Raw genomic sequence first — 16,396 nt, 5'->3', positions numbered from 1 at the left:
CGGGACAACAGATCCTTCCTCAGTTGACGAGCTTGGTGGCGGAAAACTCGATCCGCCGATTGAGCGCCTTGTTCTTCGGCGTGTCGTTGCCGGCGACTGGGCGTTCCTCGCCGTAGCCGGTCGCCGTAATCTGCGTGCGCGGAATGCCCGCTCCAACAATGGCGTCGGCCACTGCCTGGGCCCTGCGCTCCGATAAGCGCTTGTTCTCTGCAACCGGTCCATCGGCATCGGTGTGTCCGGAAACTTCGACCTTTAGGCCTGGGCATTTGCTGACGACACCGACGACCTCAGCGAGGAGCGGGCGGCTTTGGGCATCGAGCCGCGCGCTCGCGGGGCGAAAATAGATCGCCCCGGTACGGGACAGCACCGCAAACCTGTTGAGGCATTCCTCATCGTTGAAGTTGGTCTTCGTCGCATCGGTGGCGACGGGCCCGACCTCGGTGCTTGCCGCAACGGTCTGGGCGGGGGGCGGCTTGCTTCCGTCGGCCGTGAACACGAAATCGAACGACACCGATGCGGTAGGAACAATGTTGGTCACACTGGCCGCCTGTTGGAGTTTGTCGACATTGGGCAATAGACCGAAGTCTTCCACATGCACCGCGACAGGGGCCTCCGAGGCGACCGACACCATGGTGTCGCTGACCATGGTCACCACGACATTGGCCTCAAGATCCTTGTCGACCCCATGCAGGTTGAGACGGAATGGAAGAACCGCCTTCATACGTCGCTTGGTGGCGAGGTCGGCAAATGCCGCCGGATCCACTTTCGCTGTCAGTTCGGCGGTTGGAAACTTGTAGGTCTCAAAGAAGAGGAACCGCATCCGGACATTGCGCAGGTCGACCCCGGTATCGACTGAGTTGAGGTCAAAGGAGACCTTGGCGTCGCCGGTCGAAGTGAGGCTGCCGGAAATATTCCTGATCTTGTTGGTTTCGACGATCGTGTTCTTCTTGACCGACTGATAGGTGAGGACCGAAGCGGTCGGATCGAGCGTCCAGTTTGTCTGCGCGTTCGCCGTTCCCAGTCCGGGCAAAAACAACACGAACAACGAAACGATCAAGCCAAGCGTCTTCGCGGCGACTCTGCTTCTTGACCGTGCTTTGCGCCAGACTCCGAGAACTTCGAACATGGCTCCCCCTGCCTACGACAACAGAACCCCGTATCGACATCACGACCATGCGGTGTCTCCAGAGAGCATAGAGCACTTGCTGCCAATTGGCGAGCATCCCGGTTGGTGTGTTTGGCCAGCCCGCGATCCCGGCATCACGATACCGCACCTTGCCTGAGTGCGGGGGATTCGAAGGTCCTGCTATTCCCATCCCAAAGACGTCAGGAACTCAGCGCGGGCGCGGATGATCCGCGGATCGAGGAACCGCTAGAAAGCTATCTTAAGTCCGAGCTTGGCGCCAACGGTGGAGCTATCCGAGGAGGCCTTACCACGGACTTCGCCGTTGACGGTCGTCAACTCCGAAACTTTCAGGTTGAACCCCGTCGATAGCGCCACGGAAAAATCCGCATCGTCGAAGGCGATCGTCCTGGTACCGATCTCGGTCGTGTTCTTGTAACCGAAACGCTGCTGCAATTCGCCACGCGCATAGGGGCTGAACACCATACCGTTGCTCAGCGTGTAATCGCCATAAATGCCAGGCTCGAACTTGATGGCGCCAAATGAAAGCCGGCTCTTGCCGAACTGATTGCCACCGCTGTCAGTGTAGGGATCGCCGCGGAATGAAACACCAAGCAGGCCGCCACGCAGATCGAAACGGGTGCGTTCGCCCAGCGCGAAGATGTGGCCGACAGATCCCGTGACCGCGTAGCCCTCGGTGTCATAGCTGCCGGTGGTGTCAAGCACCCCGTTCATCACGTCGCTTCGGCCGAAGAAACCGGAGGCCGAGACCAGCGCGTAATTGTAGTCCTTGCGCAACAGCGCGTAGCCGCCGAACAGTCCGGCCTTGTTGTTACCTTCCCCTATGGCATCAAATCCCTGGAAGGCTCCGAGATTGACGTCAGTCGAGGCGTAGCCGGCGAATACACCGATGTTCAGGCCATACTCATTGTCGAACTGGAAATGCTTGGCGGCATTGAAGTCCAGGCTGATGGCGGCCGAAAAATCATTGGCATCGAAGCTCGGGCCCGGGCCATTCAGGCCGCCGCCACTGATGTTATAGCCGTCATGCTCGGTATGAGCGAACTGGCCGGAAGCAAAGACCCCGAAGCTCGAAGAAACCGGTACCATTCCAGATCCGGATGCAGGCGAAAGGTGGAGGTCAGCATCGATCGCGTCGCGGTTTATGCCGTAGAGAGCGTCGAGTGCCACCTCGACCGCGCCCGCGTTGGTCGCGCTGGTCGGCGCCGCCGCAATGCCGAAACTGGCCGGCGTGGCACGCAGGAACAAGCCGCCATTCGGGCCGTTCACGATCTCATAGCTGAAAAGCGAACCCGGCGTGCCGGAAATACTTCCGAGACGGAAGGTGCCGGCAACCGGTCCGCTGGCCGAGACGATGATCGGGATATTGGTCACTTGGGCGAATTGGGGGGTGCCCAGCAGATTGACAATAATGGTGCTGGTGCCGGCAGCCGAAAACGCATTGGCAACGAGTTGATCCGACCGTAGCGTCTGTTGGTTGATGTCGAGGCTGATGGTGGCGCTGTTGAGGGCGAGGCCGCCGAGCATCAACACGTCGTCGGCGACACCGTCCATCATGTTGATCAGGGAATTTGTCGCGATGATCGAACCCGGCATAGTGACGTTGCCGTTGATGAACAGCGTTGAACCGTTACCGAGGTTGAGTTGGTTTATGCCCTGCGTGCCACCGCTGAAGCGAAGGGTCGAATGGTCGGCCGAAAAATTGTCGAAGCCGGCAAAGTTCTGGCTCTTGCCGCCGGCGGCAAGGTCGGTGTCGACGACTGTGCCGTTGGCGCCTGTACCGCTGAATAGCACCCCGTCGCTAAGGATGAGCGGCTCGACGGCGCCGATATGATCGATGGTTAGCGTGTTGGGTCCAAGGCCGGTAATGTCACCCTCGATCGTGCCACCCGACAAATGGACATGTTCGGCGTCGATGCCGCCCTTTATGTCGCCGCCGACGACCGAGACGCTGTCGAAGCCTAGGCCGCCGGTGATGTTGCCACCTGTCGTGGCGCCTATGGTTCCGCCGTTTATGTTGACGGTGTCGTCGCCGTCATTGCCGAATATGCTGCCGCCAATGGTGGCGTTGCCAGCGACCATTATCGTGTCGTTTCCGGCCGCTCCGTCGAGGTCGAGGTCGACCGCGGCACTGCCGCTGACGCTGACCCGGTCATTGCCAGCCCCGGCATCCAGGGCATCAACTGTGCCCCCCGCAATGATGATGGTGTCATTGCCATCGCCCCCGGAGAGAACGCCGACGGTCGGCGCGCTGAAAAAAATTCCCTCCTCGGTAGTGAGGATGCCGATCGATAACAGGTCGTCACCTCTGCCGCCGGTCACATTGCCAACCTGTGTACCGTCGCCGAATATCACGGCGCTGTCGGCACCATCTCCAAGGTCAATGTCCTGAATACTGCCGGCCTGAATGACGACCAGGTCATCCCCGGCCCCGGTATTGAGATTGGCCGCGACGGTTGGGGCGTACGGAACCCCCAAGAAATCCCCATAGAACATCTCAAACCGGTCGTTGCCGCCGAGGAGTTCGATTGTACCGTCCGCCGGCTGTAAGGAGGTCGACCCTCCCGCAGGCAGGCCGCCTACACCGGGTGTTGTCGCCGCTTTATCGGTCAGGAGGCCGCCAAAAATTCTCACGACGTCGTCGCCATTGCCGTCGTAGTCGTTGACGATGACTTCCGACGAGTTCTCGAACCCGCTAAATCGGGTGGTGAATACGCCATCGACGTCCTGAAAATCCCCGGTCGTCGTGCAGTTCACGGTAACCGATGTCGCCTGGAAGGGAGTGCCGCCGCCGTTTGCAGTAGCGGAGCAGGCCGCCGCGCCAGAGACTTGGAACGTGGACGCCGCCGCTAAGGCGAGCAACGAGACTCCCGTCAATTGATAGGCCTCGCGCGACACTCTCATTCGACCCCACCTTACGAGAAATCGATACCGTCACAAATCAAGGCAATTAAATAGATCAACGATCCATCTCATGGGATCGTTGACTGCTTAACCGGCACTGTACGCGTCGCGTTGCTGGGCGGCAATGGTTTGGCGTTCGTTCTCAGGAGACTTTAAGGCTATCTGTGGCGACAAGGACACTATCGTAAACTTAAATGAGCCTGTCAAAAGCAGTGGCCAAACTTCGAAGGCATCTTTAAAGATCAGAATAGGCCGCCGAAACAGTCAGATCTCCCGCATGTGCAATCTTGCGATGGTAGCTTGCCCATATTTCGCCACCACACTGCTCAACCCAGCGGTGACAGAACGAGAAGTCGGTAGGGAGGTCCAGTTCCGGCGTCACAATCTTCGCAAACGGCGTCAGGAAATTCTCGAACTGAGCGGTGTACTTGCTCTTTCTGTAACGAGACCGGTCCACCGTCTCGGGTAACTTCTCGATTATGGCCGTCACGCAGTCGCGGGAGACCAGAAAGATGCCCGTGCCGCATGACGTTACCCGGACAAAGCCTTCTTGCTCTTGCCGAGGTTCGACGACGGTTCCGATGAACTCCAGGCTTTGCGCAAAGGCTTTGTCGAAGGGCAGTGTCGAGAGGGAATGGAGTTTGCGCAGATCGATCCGGCGCCGCGGATACAGGGTGCCGACGACTTGCTTGTCCAGCGCCAGCATCGCCGCGATAAGATCAGGTGAAAAGCCCATGTCACTGTCGATCATCAGAATGTGGCTGCAATCCGGTTTATTGTAGTAGAAATTCGTGAGCAGATAGTTCCGCGAAAATGGAATATCCGTGTACTCGATTTCCGACAGCGTGAAGGCGTAGTTGGACAGGCTCTTATGAGTTAAGGCCGCGAACAAGCTGCGAACGAACACGCTTTTGTAGGCTGCTCCATAAACCGGCAGCGCAAGATTGATCTTGGTCGGCATCTTGTCCTCCACAGTCCAATGACTGATCGCATACAAATCCCTTTTCCCTATCTTTGACAGGATTCTTGGTATAAATTTTGGTGACCTTCGCCGGTATGGGGCAGGCGCTCAGGCTGATTGCGGTTGCGTCGTGGTGCGTTGGGAAGTTGCTGGACCAAGATTGAGGCAGGCCGGAGCGAGCGTGCTGACATGACCCACTGCAACGGACTTCTGTTTCGTGTCCCACTGTTTCTCATTTTCCTGCTTCTTGGCTCAGCTGGTGCTCGCGCCGCGGTCGAGCCGACCGCGGCGCCGCAGCCACGCAACCGGCTAGCGATCGTCATCGGGAATTCGAACTATCAAAGCAGCCGACTTGAGCATCTCCCCAATGCCGCAAATGATGCCGCAAAGCTCTCAGAGAGCTTGAAGCGGCTAAATTTTGAGGTCCTGACGGGCACCGATCTTTCGACCCAAGATTTTTCCAGAATCTTTCGAGAAGCTGATGCAAGGCTGCCTACCGTCAGCGCAGTTTTGATTATCTACGCCGGTCATGGCGTGCAGTTGAACGGCGAAAACTACCTGCTCCCGGTCGATACGCCCGATCCTGAAAGCCTGGAAAAACTCACCGCCACGGCCATCAAGCTGAATGATGTGATCGCGCGGTTCGCGCGCCGCGACCGCCAGACGTTCATATTCCTGGACGCGTGCCGCAACAATCCGCTCGGTGCCGGTGCCGGCAATGGTCTGGCGCAAGTTGAAGTCGGTGAAAACACGTTCGTTGCCTTTGCCACCCAGCCAGGCAATGTCACGGCCGATGGCGGCGGCGAAAACAGCCCGTTCACCATTGCGCTGCTGAAGAATCTCGAGATTCCCGGGCTCAGCATTTCGGATATGATGATCCGCGTCCGCAACGAAACCGAAGCGTTGACGGTTGGCCGTCAAGTGCCGTGGGATCAATCGAACCTGCGTGAGCAGTTCTATTTCACGGAGCAACAGGTACTCGATCCGGGACAGTTGAGCGCAAGCCTTTCACGCATCCTTGCGGACCCCGCGGCAAAGAAGAGATTGCAAGTCGAGCTTGCCTCCAATGACCTGCAGACCGCCGTGCTAATCGTCGGACAGACGTTGCGGTCGGTCGAGATTCCGGCACCGTCCGCCAGTTCACCCGAGCCGGTTGGCACACAGGTCGCCAATCTGTCTCCGACCGAAAGGGTTGAGGACGCTCGCCAAAGCGTCGTCTCCGGTCTCGAAACGCTCATTGTCGGCGCATCCATGGGCGAGGCGGACAAAGACAAGACAGCCGATCTTGCGCGCAACGTTCAGACCGAACTTCGTCGCTTGGGTTGCTACCGGATGCAGATTGATGGAGATTGGGGCACGGGTTCAATCCGTGCTCTCACCGACTACTACAAGAATACCAAGCAAGTCGCGGCGACGACGGAGCCGAGCGTCGGACTGCTGGGCGATCTCTTTTTGCGCTCAGGCAGAATCTGCAAGCAGCCGGTCATCGTGAAGGCCAAGCCGGCTAAGATAGCGTCGGACGCCGCCCCTTCACGAAACGGCTCCGTACGGACGACTGCGAAACGCTCGCAGGCCGCCCCGAGACGTCCCGCGCCTCCCCCACCGGACATCAGTGGCGGCATAGGCATTGGTGGTGTGTTTTAGCGAGCCGGTCAGCAATGGGCCGCGCTCGAGTTCCAGATCAGGTGCTGCAGCCCAACAAGATGATCAAGCGTCACGGTAACGAGCGCCACGCTGGAATTCGAGGCGAAAAGCTGCGCGGATGATGAAACTGTCCCGACCCCGGCCCCTGAGACGGGCGATCATATGCTGGCGTAATTATTCATTCATATTCGGTGGCTCAGTACAAGGTAGATAGCGGGGACTAACATCAACCAGCCCCCCATTCCCAACACTACCAAAATCGCCACGCGCTCGGTTCGCCTGACAAGGTCGGCAATGTTTTCCTCGTTCGTCAAAGAAACAGCGTCCAGTAGCGCAGGCGCATGATCATCGTTGTCATTTGGTTGGTTTGCGTTGCCACTCTCATTGGTTCTCTGGATCGATGTCATTGTCTTTTGCTCACCAAACATACTGGAAATAGAGGGCCCGCCAGCCACCGAAGCGGCTTGCGGGCCCTATCAGCACAGGAAGGGACGTAGCTGTGCCGATCCACAACATGTCAGCCAAGGAATATGCCGATCACCAAAAATGTGACGGCTGCGGCGAAAGTTGGCGCGAGCAACCAACGCGCTTGGCCAATGCTTTTATCCATCTGCTTTCTCCTGATTTGGAGAAGCAACTAGCCTAGCCCTAAGCCGTTCCGCCTAGTCTCAAGAGATAAGACCATTGCGTTTTGTGATCGGCCTTTGGTCTGGTCAGGATTCCGACTGAAGCCTGATCGAGGAACGTTCGGCCTGCCGACGTGTTCAGTTGCCTGGCGCACAGAAGACTTGTGCTGTCGCCGGAACAACAGGAGAAAAACCATGAGGATCCCCCTTACCAGCACCGCTGCCGCGCTATTGCTTTTGGCCGGCGTCGGCGCAGTTGCGGCACAGGATGTTGTCATCACACCGGAACAGGACACCGTCGTGCGCAAATACGTGAAGAAGCAACCGCTGGCTTCCGTGAACCTTCTCGGACTTGAGCTGAATGTCGGCACGGCTCTGCCGGACACGGTCGAGCTCCATGAGGTCCCCAATGTCAAATACCGGTATGTGGTGATCGACAACCGCACGGTTTTGGTGGACCCGGGCACCCGCAAGATCGTCAAAGTCTACGACTGAGACCTAGAACGAACCCGACCTCCGCCATAGCTGGCGGCGGGTTGGGTATGTCAAATCGCCATTCGGACAGTTGAGATAAACTCCTGAAGTCGAGACGTCGCAACCCCCTCGTGGCGCGCCTGGTGGATCTCTAGAACACGCGCTCAACTCGACTTGGCACAAGGTACTTACTTCCTGGTGATCCAATCCAGCAAGCCAACTTCGACCTGATCGCACCCGGCGTATTCGAGTACCAGGGTCTTAGCCAGATCGCGCCATCGACATTTGGGCGCGTATGTTCCCAACACCAAATCTTTGAACACTGCCCGGAGAACATCGGCATCGAACGCTGAGATAGCGAAGGGAACCGGGTCTGCATCCCCCAAGCTCGGGAGGTGTCATCGCCGTGGCTTTGGCGCAGGCGTTTCAGAAGCTCGCGTGATGCCGCGAGCACGCGTCGGGAGTGATCAATATCGCGCGGAAATGTGGCGCGACGTGGCAGGAAGGTGGCTTCAATAGCCGCCCGCGCAATGTCTGTATGGGTATCGAGCATCGCTGCCTCCCTTAAGCAGCTATCGGGGCTGCACCTTCTTAGGTGCTGAGCTGCGAATCTCAGTCATCAGCCCTTGCTCTCGGAGCCGAGCTGTCTTCGCATCCCGTGCCGCCCGCTCGACCTCGATCGACTCGCGCGCAACATCCGAGGTGCGCTCTTTTCTCTCGTGCCTTTTTTGTCGGTGAACCGTTGCCTTCTCCGCATCGTCGCCCCGATCTGACGGTCCCGCGGTGTTGTCGCACAGAACGATTGTGGCCAGATGCGGGCGACCTGGGAGGTGTTTCACCTGCCGAGCCAGCAGCCGCTGCCGCTCGGGCTGCGACTGTTTTGCGAACCGTCTAAAAGGTTGGACATCATGGCCAAGCCAATCATCCACTTTGAAATAATAGGGCGTGATCCTGCGAACCTGCGCCGCTTTACGCGGAACTCTTCGGATGGGAATTCGAGATCGGCGGATCGGTCTCGCCGCTTGTTCCCGACGCAACTATGGCTTCCTTGCCCCGCCTCCGGGGCTCAATCGGTAGCAGGGGCGTTGGAGGCGGGAGAAATTTTGATCCGGATGTAGTCCCGCTTCTCGGACGTGGTGCGCTTTTCAGAGCCCCCTTTAGAAACTCAATTTCCAAGGCTTGCCGGCCTACCAGCCGCTCCAGCGCTGCGATCCGCGCCTCATCGTGTCGGCCGCCGCCACGTCTTCGTCGAAGGAGCCGGCCTCGTATTTCTGAACCCAGATGCGGATCAGGTTACGCGGCAGTTCGTGCCGCTTGGCGAGACCATGCAGCGTCTCGCCGGACAGGAACTCCTGCACTACCTGACGTTTGAACTCCATGCTGTGCGTGCGATAAGTCACCATGGGCTTCCATCCTTCGAAAGCCCGGCTTCCAAGTCAATTCTGCTTGTTCATCCTGTCCGGTCCGAGGGGCGCACTCCACACATGGGTCTCATTTAGCCGGTATTTGCATCGTCATGACGCAGAGAAGCTCGAACAGGAGGGTGGCACCGGTTAGCGCGGTGACGCCCGAAGGATCGAGCGGCGGCGAGACTTCGACCAGATCGGCGCCGATGATGTCGACGCCGGCCAGCGCTCGGATCATCTTCTGGGCCTCGCGCGTCGTTATGCCGCCGATCTCAGGGGTGCCGGTGCCGGGGGCAAAAGACGGATCGAGCGCGTCGATGTCGAACGAGACGTAGGTCGGCGCGTCGCCGACGATCGAGCGCGCCTCGGCCATCACCGTGTCCACGCCGCGCTCCATGAATTCCTCGATGAAGATGATCCGGATGCCGGCCTCGCGGGCGAAATCGTAGTTTTCCACATCGGAGATCGCTCCTCGGATGCCGATCTGGACCATGCGCTTGGGATCGAGCAGGCCTTCCTCGACGGCGCGGCGGAACGGGGTGCCGTGATTATAGCGGTTGCCGAAGAACTCGTCATAGGTGTCGGAATGGGCATCGAAGTGAATGAGGCCGGCCGGTTCCTTGGCGATGCCGCGCAGGATGGGCAGCGTGATCAGATGATCGCCGCCGACGACCAGAGACCGGGCGCCGGAGTGGTGGACGTTTTCGAAGAAGGCGCTGATCGTGTCCAGCGAGCCGGGCAGGTCGAGCGGGTTTACAATCACGTCGCCGCAGTCGCCGGCACGAACCTGTTCGAAAGGCGAGACGCCCGTGACATGGTGGACGCGCCGCACCAGGCTGGATTGGTTGCGGATTTCGCGCGGTCCATGGCGCGCGCCCGGCCGGTTGGTGGTGCCGCCGTCGAAGGGGACGCCGATCAGCGCGATGTCGACCTGCTCGGGGGTAGCCATGGGCAGGCGCATGAAGGTTGAAGGGCCGGCAAAACGCGGAACGCTGCCGGAATCGAGTGGCTGGAAATTTGTAATGCTCATGGTCTTGTGTCCTGTTGGCGCATCGGGTCGCTTGACCGCGAGGCGCACTCCGAAGGTGGTGCTATTTCTGTTGGAAGTCGGACCTGTGGGCGTCGCGCCAGGCGTTCTGCTTGCCGGCGCGCTTGGCCGCGAGGCAGAACAGGGCTTCGGCCAGCAGCCGGCCGGCCAGGATGCTGGTGGTGCCGCTGGAAGCATCGAAATCCGGCGATACCTCCACGAGGTCGAACCCAGCAAAGCCGTCGCGGGCCACTATCCTTACGCCGCGAATGATCTCGCGCGAGGTAAGGCCGCCTGGTTCGGGGCTGTTGGTTGCCGGGGCAAAGGCTGGATCGACGCCGTCGATGTCGAGGCTGATATAGAGGCGCGCGCCGTCGGCACTGGCGATGGCGCGTGCGCGTTCGGCAACCGTTTCGATGCCGAGGCGCTCGACTTCCTCCATGGAAAACACGGTGATGCCGAGCTTGCGGTAGAGCGGGGTCCATTCGAGCAGGTTGCGGGGGCCGCGCGCGCCGATGACAACGATGCGGCGGGGGGCCACCTTGTCGAGTTCGGCAATGCGCAGCAGGGGCGAGGCGCGGGTGAGGCGGTCGCCGCCGAAGGATTCGCTGAGATCGAGATGGGTGTCGAAGACGATGAGCCCGACCGGGGTGTCGCCGGCATCGGAGACCGCGCGTACCGCCGGATAGCTGATGCCGTGATCGCCACCGATGGTCAGCGGCACCGCCCCGTTGACCAGCACCGCGGCAAGCCGCGCTTCGAGGCGGGCGTAGCTGGCGGCATTGTCCCCCGGCACTACATCGATGTCGCCGGCATCGGCGACGGTGATATGGGCCAGCATGTCGAGGTCCCAGTCGAAGCTGTAGCTGCCGTAAAGAAGCGAGTATTTGCGGATTTCCTGCGGGGCGCGGCGGGTCGCGCCGCCGCGAAAGGTGGCGATGCCGTCATAGGGCATGCCCACCACCACAGCGTCGGCGGAAAGACCCGCCAGATCGCGCACATAGGGAAATGCCATGAAGGGTGGCACGTCGCCATACATGCGGGGAACACCTGCCGGGCTCAAACCTTCGCTCATGGTACGGTCCTCCGTCTTGTCGTGTCGATTGTGCCGCTGCCCTACTGGCCGGCGGTGGGCTCGCTCTGGAACAGCATGTTGCGCTGTCTCCAAGTGTCGAGGAATTCGCGCAAGCGCGGGCTTTGCGGATCGTTGAACAGTTTGGCGGGCGGGCCCTGCTCGATCACCTTGCCGCGGTCCATGAAGACGACACGGTCGGCGACCTGGGCGGCAAAGCCCATCTCGTGCGTCACCACCACCATGGTAATGCCCTCGACGGCCAGTTGCTTCATGGTGTCGAGAACCTCGCCAACGAGCTGGGGATCGAGCGCCGAGGTCGGTTCGTCGAACAGGATCACATGCGGCTCCATCGCGACCGCCCGGGCGATGCCGACGCGCTGCTGCTGGCCGCCGGAAAGCTGCGAAGGGTAGCGCTCGGCGAAATCCGCGAGGCCGACCTTGGCCAGCGCACGGCGCCCGCTTTCCTTCGCCTTGGCGGCGGGAGCGCGCTTGGAAAGACGCAATCCCAGCGTCACGTTATCCAGCACTGTCATATGCGGCCATAGGTTGAAGTGCTGGAACACCATGCCGACGTTGCGGCGCACGGAATCGATGTTCTGGTCGCTTTCTCGTACCAGTCCTTCGGCACCGCGCTTGTAGCCGAGCAACCGGCCCTCGATCTCGATCTCGCCGCTCGTATATTCCTCGAGGAAGCTCGCGCAACGCAGCAACGTGCTCTTGCCCGACCCCGAGGGTCCGATGATGCAGACGACCTCGGAGAGGTTGATGTCGAGCGAGATCCCGGACAGGGCCGCGAATGTGCCGAAATCCTTGGTCAGATTCCGGATCTTGATGACGGGCTCGGTGGTTTCAGTGGCCATCGTTTATTCCCAAATTGGTGGTTGAGCGCCTAGAACCGCACCCGGCGCTCAACATATTTGCCGAGCTGCGCGACTGCCTCGACCAGCAGCCAGTACAGTAGGGCGGCGGCGAGATAAGGTTCGATGACCGCGTAGGTCTCGTTGACGAATTGCGTCGTGTTCTTGGTCAGCTCGGCAACGGTGATGATGGACAGCACCGCGGATTCCTTGATGAGGATGATGATCTGGTTGACCATCGGTGGCGTGATCATGACCAGCATCTGCGGCAGCTTGATATGGCGGATGATCTGCGTGCCTGAGAGCCCGGCCATGCGCGCCGCCTCGATCTGGCCCTTGGAGATCGACTGGAAACCGGAGCGGAAGATTTCGGCGAAATAGGCGGCACCATAGAAGCCGAGGCCGAAAACACCCACCGCTTCGGCACTCAGCCGGAGGCCTATGCTCGGGCCGCCATAATAGAGCACGAACAGCAGGATCAGGATCGGCAGGCCGCGCATGATCTCGATATAGGCACGAACAGCCCAGCGCAGCGGCGTGAACGGCGTGCTCTCGAGGCAGGCGAGCAACAGGCCGATCGCCAGCCCGAGGGCTGTGGCAAGTGCGCAGATCCAGGCCGTCGTCGCCAGGCCGGCCAGCATCAGCGGCCCGTATTGCACCCATAGGTCGAAGAATTGCGCCATGGCTCAGGCCCTCCGCGCCAGCCGTTGCTCGGCCATGCGGCCGATCAGCGACAGAAGGAAATTGATGACGATATAGATGACGGCGGCGGTGATGTAGATTTCGAACGGGCGATAGGTGGTCGCGACGATCTGCTGGCTTACCCGCATCAGTTCCGTCACCGCGATGACGGAGACCAGCGATGAGTTTTTCAGGATGCTGATAGTCTCATTGACCAGCGACGGGATGACGAGGCGCAATATCTGGGGCACGAGTATATGCTGGCGCCCCGCCCATTTGCGTATGCCTACCATGCGCGCCGCCTCCAGTTGCCCTGGTGGAATGGCCAAAAGTCCGCCGCGAAATATCTCGGCCTGGAAGGCGATCGTGTTCAGGGTCAGCGCGAGGATGGCCGCGAGAATGGGCGCTACATTGATGCCGATGAGCGGCAGCAGATAATAGATAATCAGCAACTGCACGAGGATGGGCGTGCCGCGCCACACGCTTTGATAGATGCGCGAAAAGCAGCGCAGCCACGCCTTCTTCGAGGTGACGCCGAAGCACAGGACGAGGCCGAGCGGCATGCCGAGGATGATGGCGACGCCCGACACCAGGATGGTCATGCCCGCGCCCCAGAGCATGATGGGCAGGTTGTTCTGGATGAGGGCGAACATTGCCAAGTCGTCAGACCTTATGGACTTGAGGTCAGGCTTGCAGCCTGTGCGTTTTTAGGCAGGCGAGGCTGGAAAGCCTCGCCCTTATCCGGGCGTTGGGCGCCGACTCGTCAGCTCTTGGGTTTGGGCAGAGCGTCCGTCGGCAGTTTCATGGTGAAGCCGAACCACTTTTCCTGAAGTTTGGCCATGGTTCCATCGGCGGCAAGCTTGCGGAACTGGTCATCGATGAAGTCGGCAAGCGCCTTGCTGTCGTCGTCCTTGCGGAAGGCCCAGCTGAAATAGGTCGGGTCCCCGAACGTTGTGCGGATGGTTTCGAAGACGTCGCCGCGCTGCGTCTGCAGGTAGAGCAGATTGGGCAGGGAATTCACGACGGCATCCGTGCGCCCGGCAGCGAGATCGGCATAGGCTTCATTGAAGTCGACATAGGTCTGGATGTTGGCGATCGGCGCTAGGCCTTTTGCCTTTAAATTCTCGGAAAAAGCCTCGGTGCCCTTGAGCTGTGCCGAGCCGGCCTGCGTGCCGACATTTTTGCCGCTCAGGTCTTCGGGCGTGTTCAAGGCGGCGTCGCCTTTGCGCTTGACGTAGGAGAACGACGCGTCGGCGATTGGCAGAGACAGCCTGTAGGTATCGTAGCGCTGTTTGTTAACGGTGACGGAGGTTATGATGGCATCGAACTTCTCCGTCTGCAAACCGGGCAGCAAGCCCTGGAACGGCAGGTCGAGCCGGTTCACCTTCACGTCCGGCAGCGCCTTCATGACTTCTTCGAAGAGGTCAACTCCGTAGCCTACGATCTTGCCGTTTTCGACATATTCGAACGGCGGGTAGCGGGCCTCGGACGCGATGGTGATTTCCCCCTTTGCCTTGATCCGATCCAGAAGATCGGAGGCGGTGGCAATGCTCGCCACGGCGAGCGAGAGCGACGCGGCCAACAGCGTCGAAGTGCACAGTTTCAAAGCGGATCGCATAACTTCCTCCAGTTTGGTATGTTCCCGTTTATTATGGATTATTTGGAGTCCGAGGCTTCTGTACGCGCTCAGGAATCTCGCATGCGTGACGAGCCTTAAACCTCCAGGTCGTCAGCCGGCTGCAATGCCGGCCCGATTGTTTGCTTCCCCAGTGGCATGACGGCACGGCACCATCTGGTAGGGCAGCATGGCAGGATTGAATCTTTGATAAACATGGAAGGAATAGACTATACATCGAAGTTGACGATGTAAGGCTGATACCCAACACCGTCTGAGAGGCTCAAGGAGGAGTGTCAGAATGCGTCTGTCGGTTGCCGACATTCGTGCGCTCAGGGTTTTCCGCTCGGTGGTCGAGCATGGCGGATTTACCGGAGCACAGCTTGCTTTGGCGATGAGCCAATCGACGATCAGTTTCCAAATCAACGCGTTGGAGGAACGGCTGGGGTTTTCGCTGTGCCAACGCGGCAGGCGCGGCTTCGAACTGACCGATAGGGGCACCGCGGTCTATGAATATTCCCATTCGCTGACTTCAGCGCTGTCGGCGTTCGAGATGCAACTGGGCGAACTGCGCTCCAAGGCGACGGGTGTGCTGCGCGTCGGGATCGTCGATGCCACCGTTACCGATTCAGCCCTGGGCCTCGATGACGTCATTCATCAGTTTATCAAGAAAGCCAGCGAAGTCGATCTGCGCATCACCATCGGCTCGCCTGAACAGCTTATCGCGGAAACCGCCAAGGGCGGGATCGACTTCGCGATCTCCCCCCGCATCAAATTGCTGCCCGGCTATTCGCAGACCGAGTTCCATTATGAAATCAACTCGCTCTACTGCAGCGAGCGCCACCCGCTGTTTTCCCGCAAGCTGGTGACAAAGGCTGATGTGGAAGCATCGCAGATGGTGGTGCGCCCTTATGCCAACAAGTCGGAATTGCAGCATTTCCCCAACGCGCATGTCGGCGCCTATGCTTCGAATATCGAGGCGCAGGCAATGTATATCCTGAGCGGCCACTTCGTCGGCTATCTGCCGGATCACATGACCGTCACGTTTAGACAGAACAACCGGCTTAAGGCGCTGCTTATTCCCGAGGCGCAGATCCGCTCGCCCTTCGTCATCATCGCGCCAAAGCACAAGAAAGCGTCGCTGTCGCAGAGGATTTTTTTTCAGGAACTGCGCAAAAGGGTGGGGAGTGCCGAAAAATCGGCCGGAAAAGGGCAAGCCGCCGACGCAAAAAACAAGATGCCCAAGGTACGCGGCATGTAAAAACTCCTTTATGCATTGATCCCGAAAAGCGGGAGCCGCTTTTTCGGGATCAATGGTCTGGATGCAGGGCTGCGCTTTAAAGGCGCGGCGCCTTGGCGTCGATCCGATAATGCGCTTCGGTGGGAACGCAGCCTTGACCGTTTACCGGAATGAGGTCCTGCGGGCAGGCTGAGAACGCGACGATCAAATCCATTTCCGCGCACATCGACACATAGGAGCCCGGTCCCGCCACCGGTGCCTCGAAGGTGACCGAACCGTCTTCGCCGACGGGAATGTTCATGAACAGGTTGAGCGGCGAAGGGGTTTCGGGTGGCGTCAGCCCGACCGCGCCGAGGGCCGTCGCCAGATTGTCGGTGCAGTTGTCATGGTGCCCGACATGGCCCAACTGCTGGTAGCGATAGCGGTCGCAGGCGGCGATCAGCGTATCGTGCACGCCACCCGACGTGTCCTGTATCAGGGTCAGCATCGGACGCCGCCTGTTGCTGCACAGCGTGTCGCCGTTCTTCGGGTTCACCTTGAGCATGGCTCCACGACTGTGCTCCATCGACATGAATTCCGCGATATCGTCGGCGCAGAAGGCCCAGGTGTCCACCACCTGGGTGCCGTGGGTGTTGATGACGGTGATCACCTGGCCTTGGGCAACGCGCGTCGCCACGCCCTGGCGGGCAGGAATGACGTGAACCTGACCGTTACTTGCGTTCGTTGGCATCGTTGAATTCCT

Annotated in this window: 14 protein-coding genes; 3 read left to right on the top strand and 11 right to left on the bottom strand. The window is 59.7% G+C overall.

All coding sequences use genetic code 11. The features are described from left to right. Positions 1-19: 19 nt before the first annotated feature. The 3 genes from FJ951_RS11250 to FJ951_RS11240 all read right to left on the bottom strand — a co-directional run bounded on the left by FJ951_RS11250 (position 20) and on the right by FJ951_RS11240 (position 5,009). Entirely contained in the window at positions 20-1,126 is a 1,107-nt protein-coding gene (locus FJ951_RS11250) for an OmpA family protein (RefSeq protein ID WP_140515088.1), read from the bottom strand. Positions 1,127-1,372: 246 nt separating this feature from the next. Further along, positions 1,373-4,048, bottom strand: a complete 2,676-nt coding sequence (locus tag FJ951_RS11245) for an autotransporter (protein ID WP_140515087.1) — start codon at positions 4,046-4,048, stop codon at positions 1,373-1,375. A 235-nt stretch (positions 4,049-4,283) separates the two neighbouring features. Further along, positions 4,284-5,009 (bottom strand): hypothetical protein, encoded by a 726-nt coding sequence (locus tag FJ951_RS11240; RefSeq protein ID WP_140498312.1) that lies wholly within the window; start codon positions 5,007-5,009, stop codon positions 4,284-4,286. 189 nt (positions 5,010-5,198) lie between these two features. Between FJ951_RS11240 and FJ951_RS11235 the strand changes: the two genes are divergently transcribed. Both FJ951_RS11235 and FJ951_RS11225 read left to right on the top strand, forming a co-directional pair. Next, a complete protein-coding gene (locus FJ951_RS11235) occupies positions 5,199-6,653 on the top strand; it encodes a caspase family protein (RefSeq protein ID WP_140498313.1) in 1,455 nt (484 codons plus the stop codon). A gap of 821 nt (positions 6,654-7,474) precedes the next feature. Continuing rightward, positions 7,475-7,774, top strand: a complete 300-nt coding sequence (locus tag FJ951_RS11225; protein WP_140515085.1) for a DUF1236 domain-containing protein — start codon at positions 7,475-7,477, stop codon at positions 7,772-7,774. Positions 7,775-8,940: 1,166 nt separating this feature from the next. Here FJ951_RS11225 and FJ951_RS11215 read toward each other — a convergent pair. From FJ951_RS11215 to FJ951_RS11185, 7 genes are all read right to left on the bottom strand, one after another. Continuing rightward, positions 8,941-9,156, bottom strand: a complete 216-nt coding sequence (locus FJ951_RS11215; protein ID WP_246671712.1) for a transposase — start codon at positions 9,154-9,156, stop codon at positions 8,941-8,943. Positions 9,157-9,244: 88 nt separating this feature from the next. After that, positions 9,245-10,189 (bottom strand): agmatinase, encoded by a 945-nt coding sequence (gene speB / locus FJ951_RS11210; protein WP_140515084.1) that lies wholly within the window; start codon positions 10,187-10,189, stop codon positions 9,245-9,247. A gap of 61 nt (positions 10,190-10,250) precedes the next feature. Continuing rightward, positions 10,251-11,261 (bottom strand): agmatinase family protein, encoded by a 1,011-nt coding sequence (locus FJ951_RS11205; protein WP_140498318.1) that lies wholly within the window; start codon positions 11,259-11,261, stop codon positions 10,251-10,253. A 41-nt stretch (positions 11,262-11,302) separates the two neighbouring features. Then, positions 11,303-12,121: an amino acid ABC transporter ATP-binding protein gene (locus FJ951_RS11200; RefSeq protein WP_140498319.1), complete on the bottom strand. Its 819-nt coding sequence runs from the start codon at positions 12,119-12,121 to the stop codon at positions 11,303-11,305. A 29-nt stretch (positions 12,122-12,150) separates the two neighbouring features. After that, a complete protein-coding gene (locus FJ951_RS11195) occupies positions 12,151-12,801 on the bottom strand; it encodes an amino acid ABC transporter permease (RefSeq protein ID WP_140498320.1) in 651 nt (216 codons plus the stop codon). Positions 12,802-12,804: 3 nt separating this feature from the next. Then, a complete protein-coding gene (locus FJ951_RS11190; protein ID WP_140515083.1) occupies positions 12,805-13,452 on the bottom strand; it encodes an amino acid ABC transporter permease in 648 nt (215 codons plus the stop codon). A 110-nt stretch (positions 13,453-13,562) separates the two neighbouring features. After that, positions 13,563-14,417 (bottom strand): transporter substrate-binding domain-containing protein, encoded by an 855-nt coding sequence (locus FJ951_RS11185; RefSeq protein WP_140515082.1) that lies wholly within the window; start codon positions 14,415-14,417, stop codon positions 13,563-13,565. A 298-nt stretch (positions 14,418-14,715) separates the two neighbouring features. On the opposite strand from FJ951_RS11185, the gene FJ951_RS11180 reads away from it, so the two are divergent. Next, positions 14,716-15,675, top strand: coding sequence for a LysR family transcriptional regulator (locus FJ951_RS11180; RefSeq protein WP_140498323.1), 960 nt, complete (start codon positions 14,716-14,718; stop codon positions 15,673-15,675). Positions 15,676-15,751: 76 nt separating this feature from the next. Here FJ951_RS11180 and FJ951_RS11175 read toward each other — a convergent pair whose 3' ends face one another. Beyond that, positions 15,752-16,384 carry an urea carboxylase-associated family protein gene (locus FJ951_RS11175; protein WP_140515081.1) on the bottom strand — a complete coding sequence of 211 codons (633 nt, stop codon included), beginning with the start codon at positions 16,382-16,384 and terminating at the stop codon, positions 15,752-15,754. Between the last annotated feature and the right edge of the window lie 12 nt (positions 16,385-16,396).

The organism is Mesorhizobium sp. B2-2-3, assembly GCF_006442405.1.
Taxonomy (GTDB): Bacteria; Pseudomonadota; Alphaproteobacteria; order Rhizobiales; family Rhizobiaceae; genus Mesorhizobium.
This window is presented reverse-complemented; position numbering and strand designations above follow the sequence as displayed.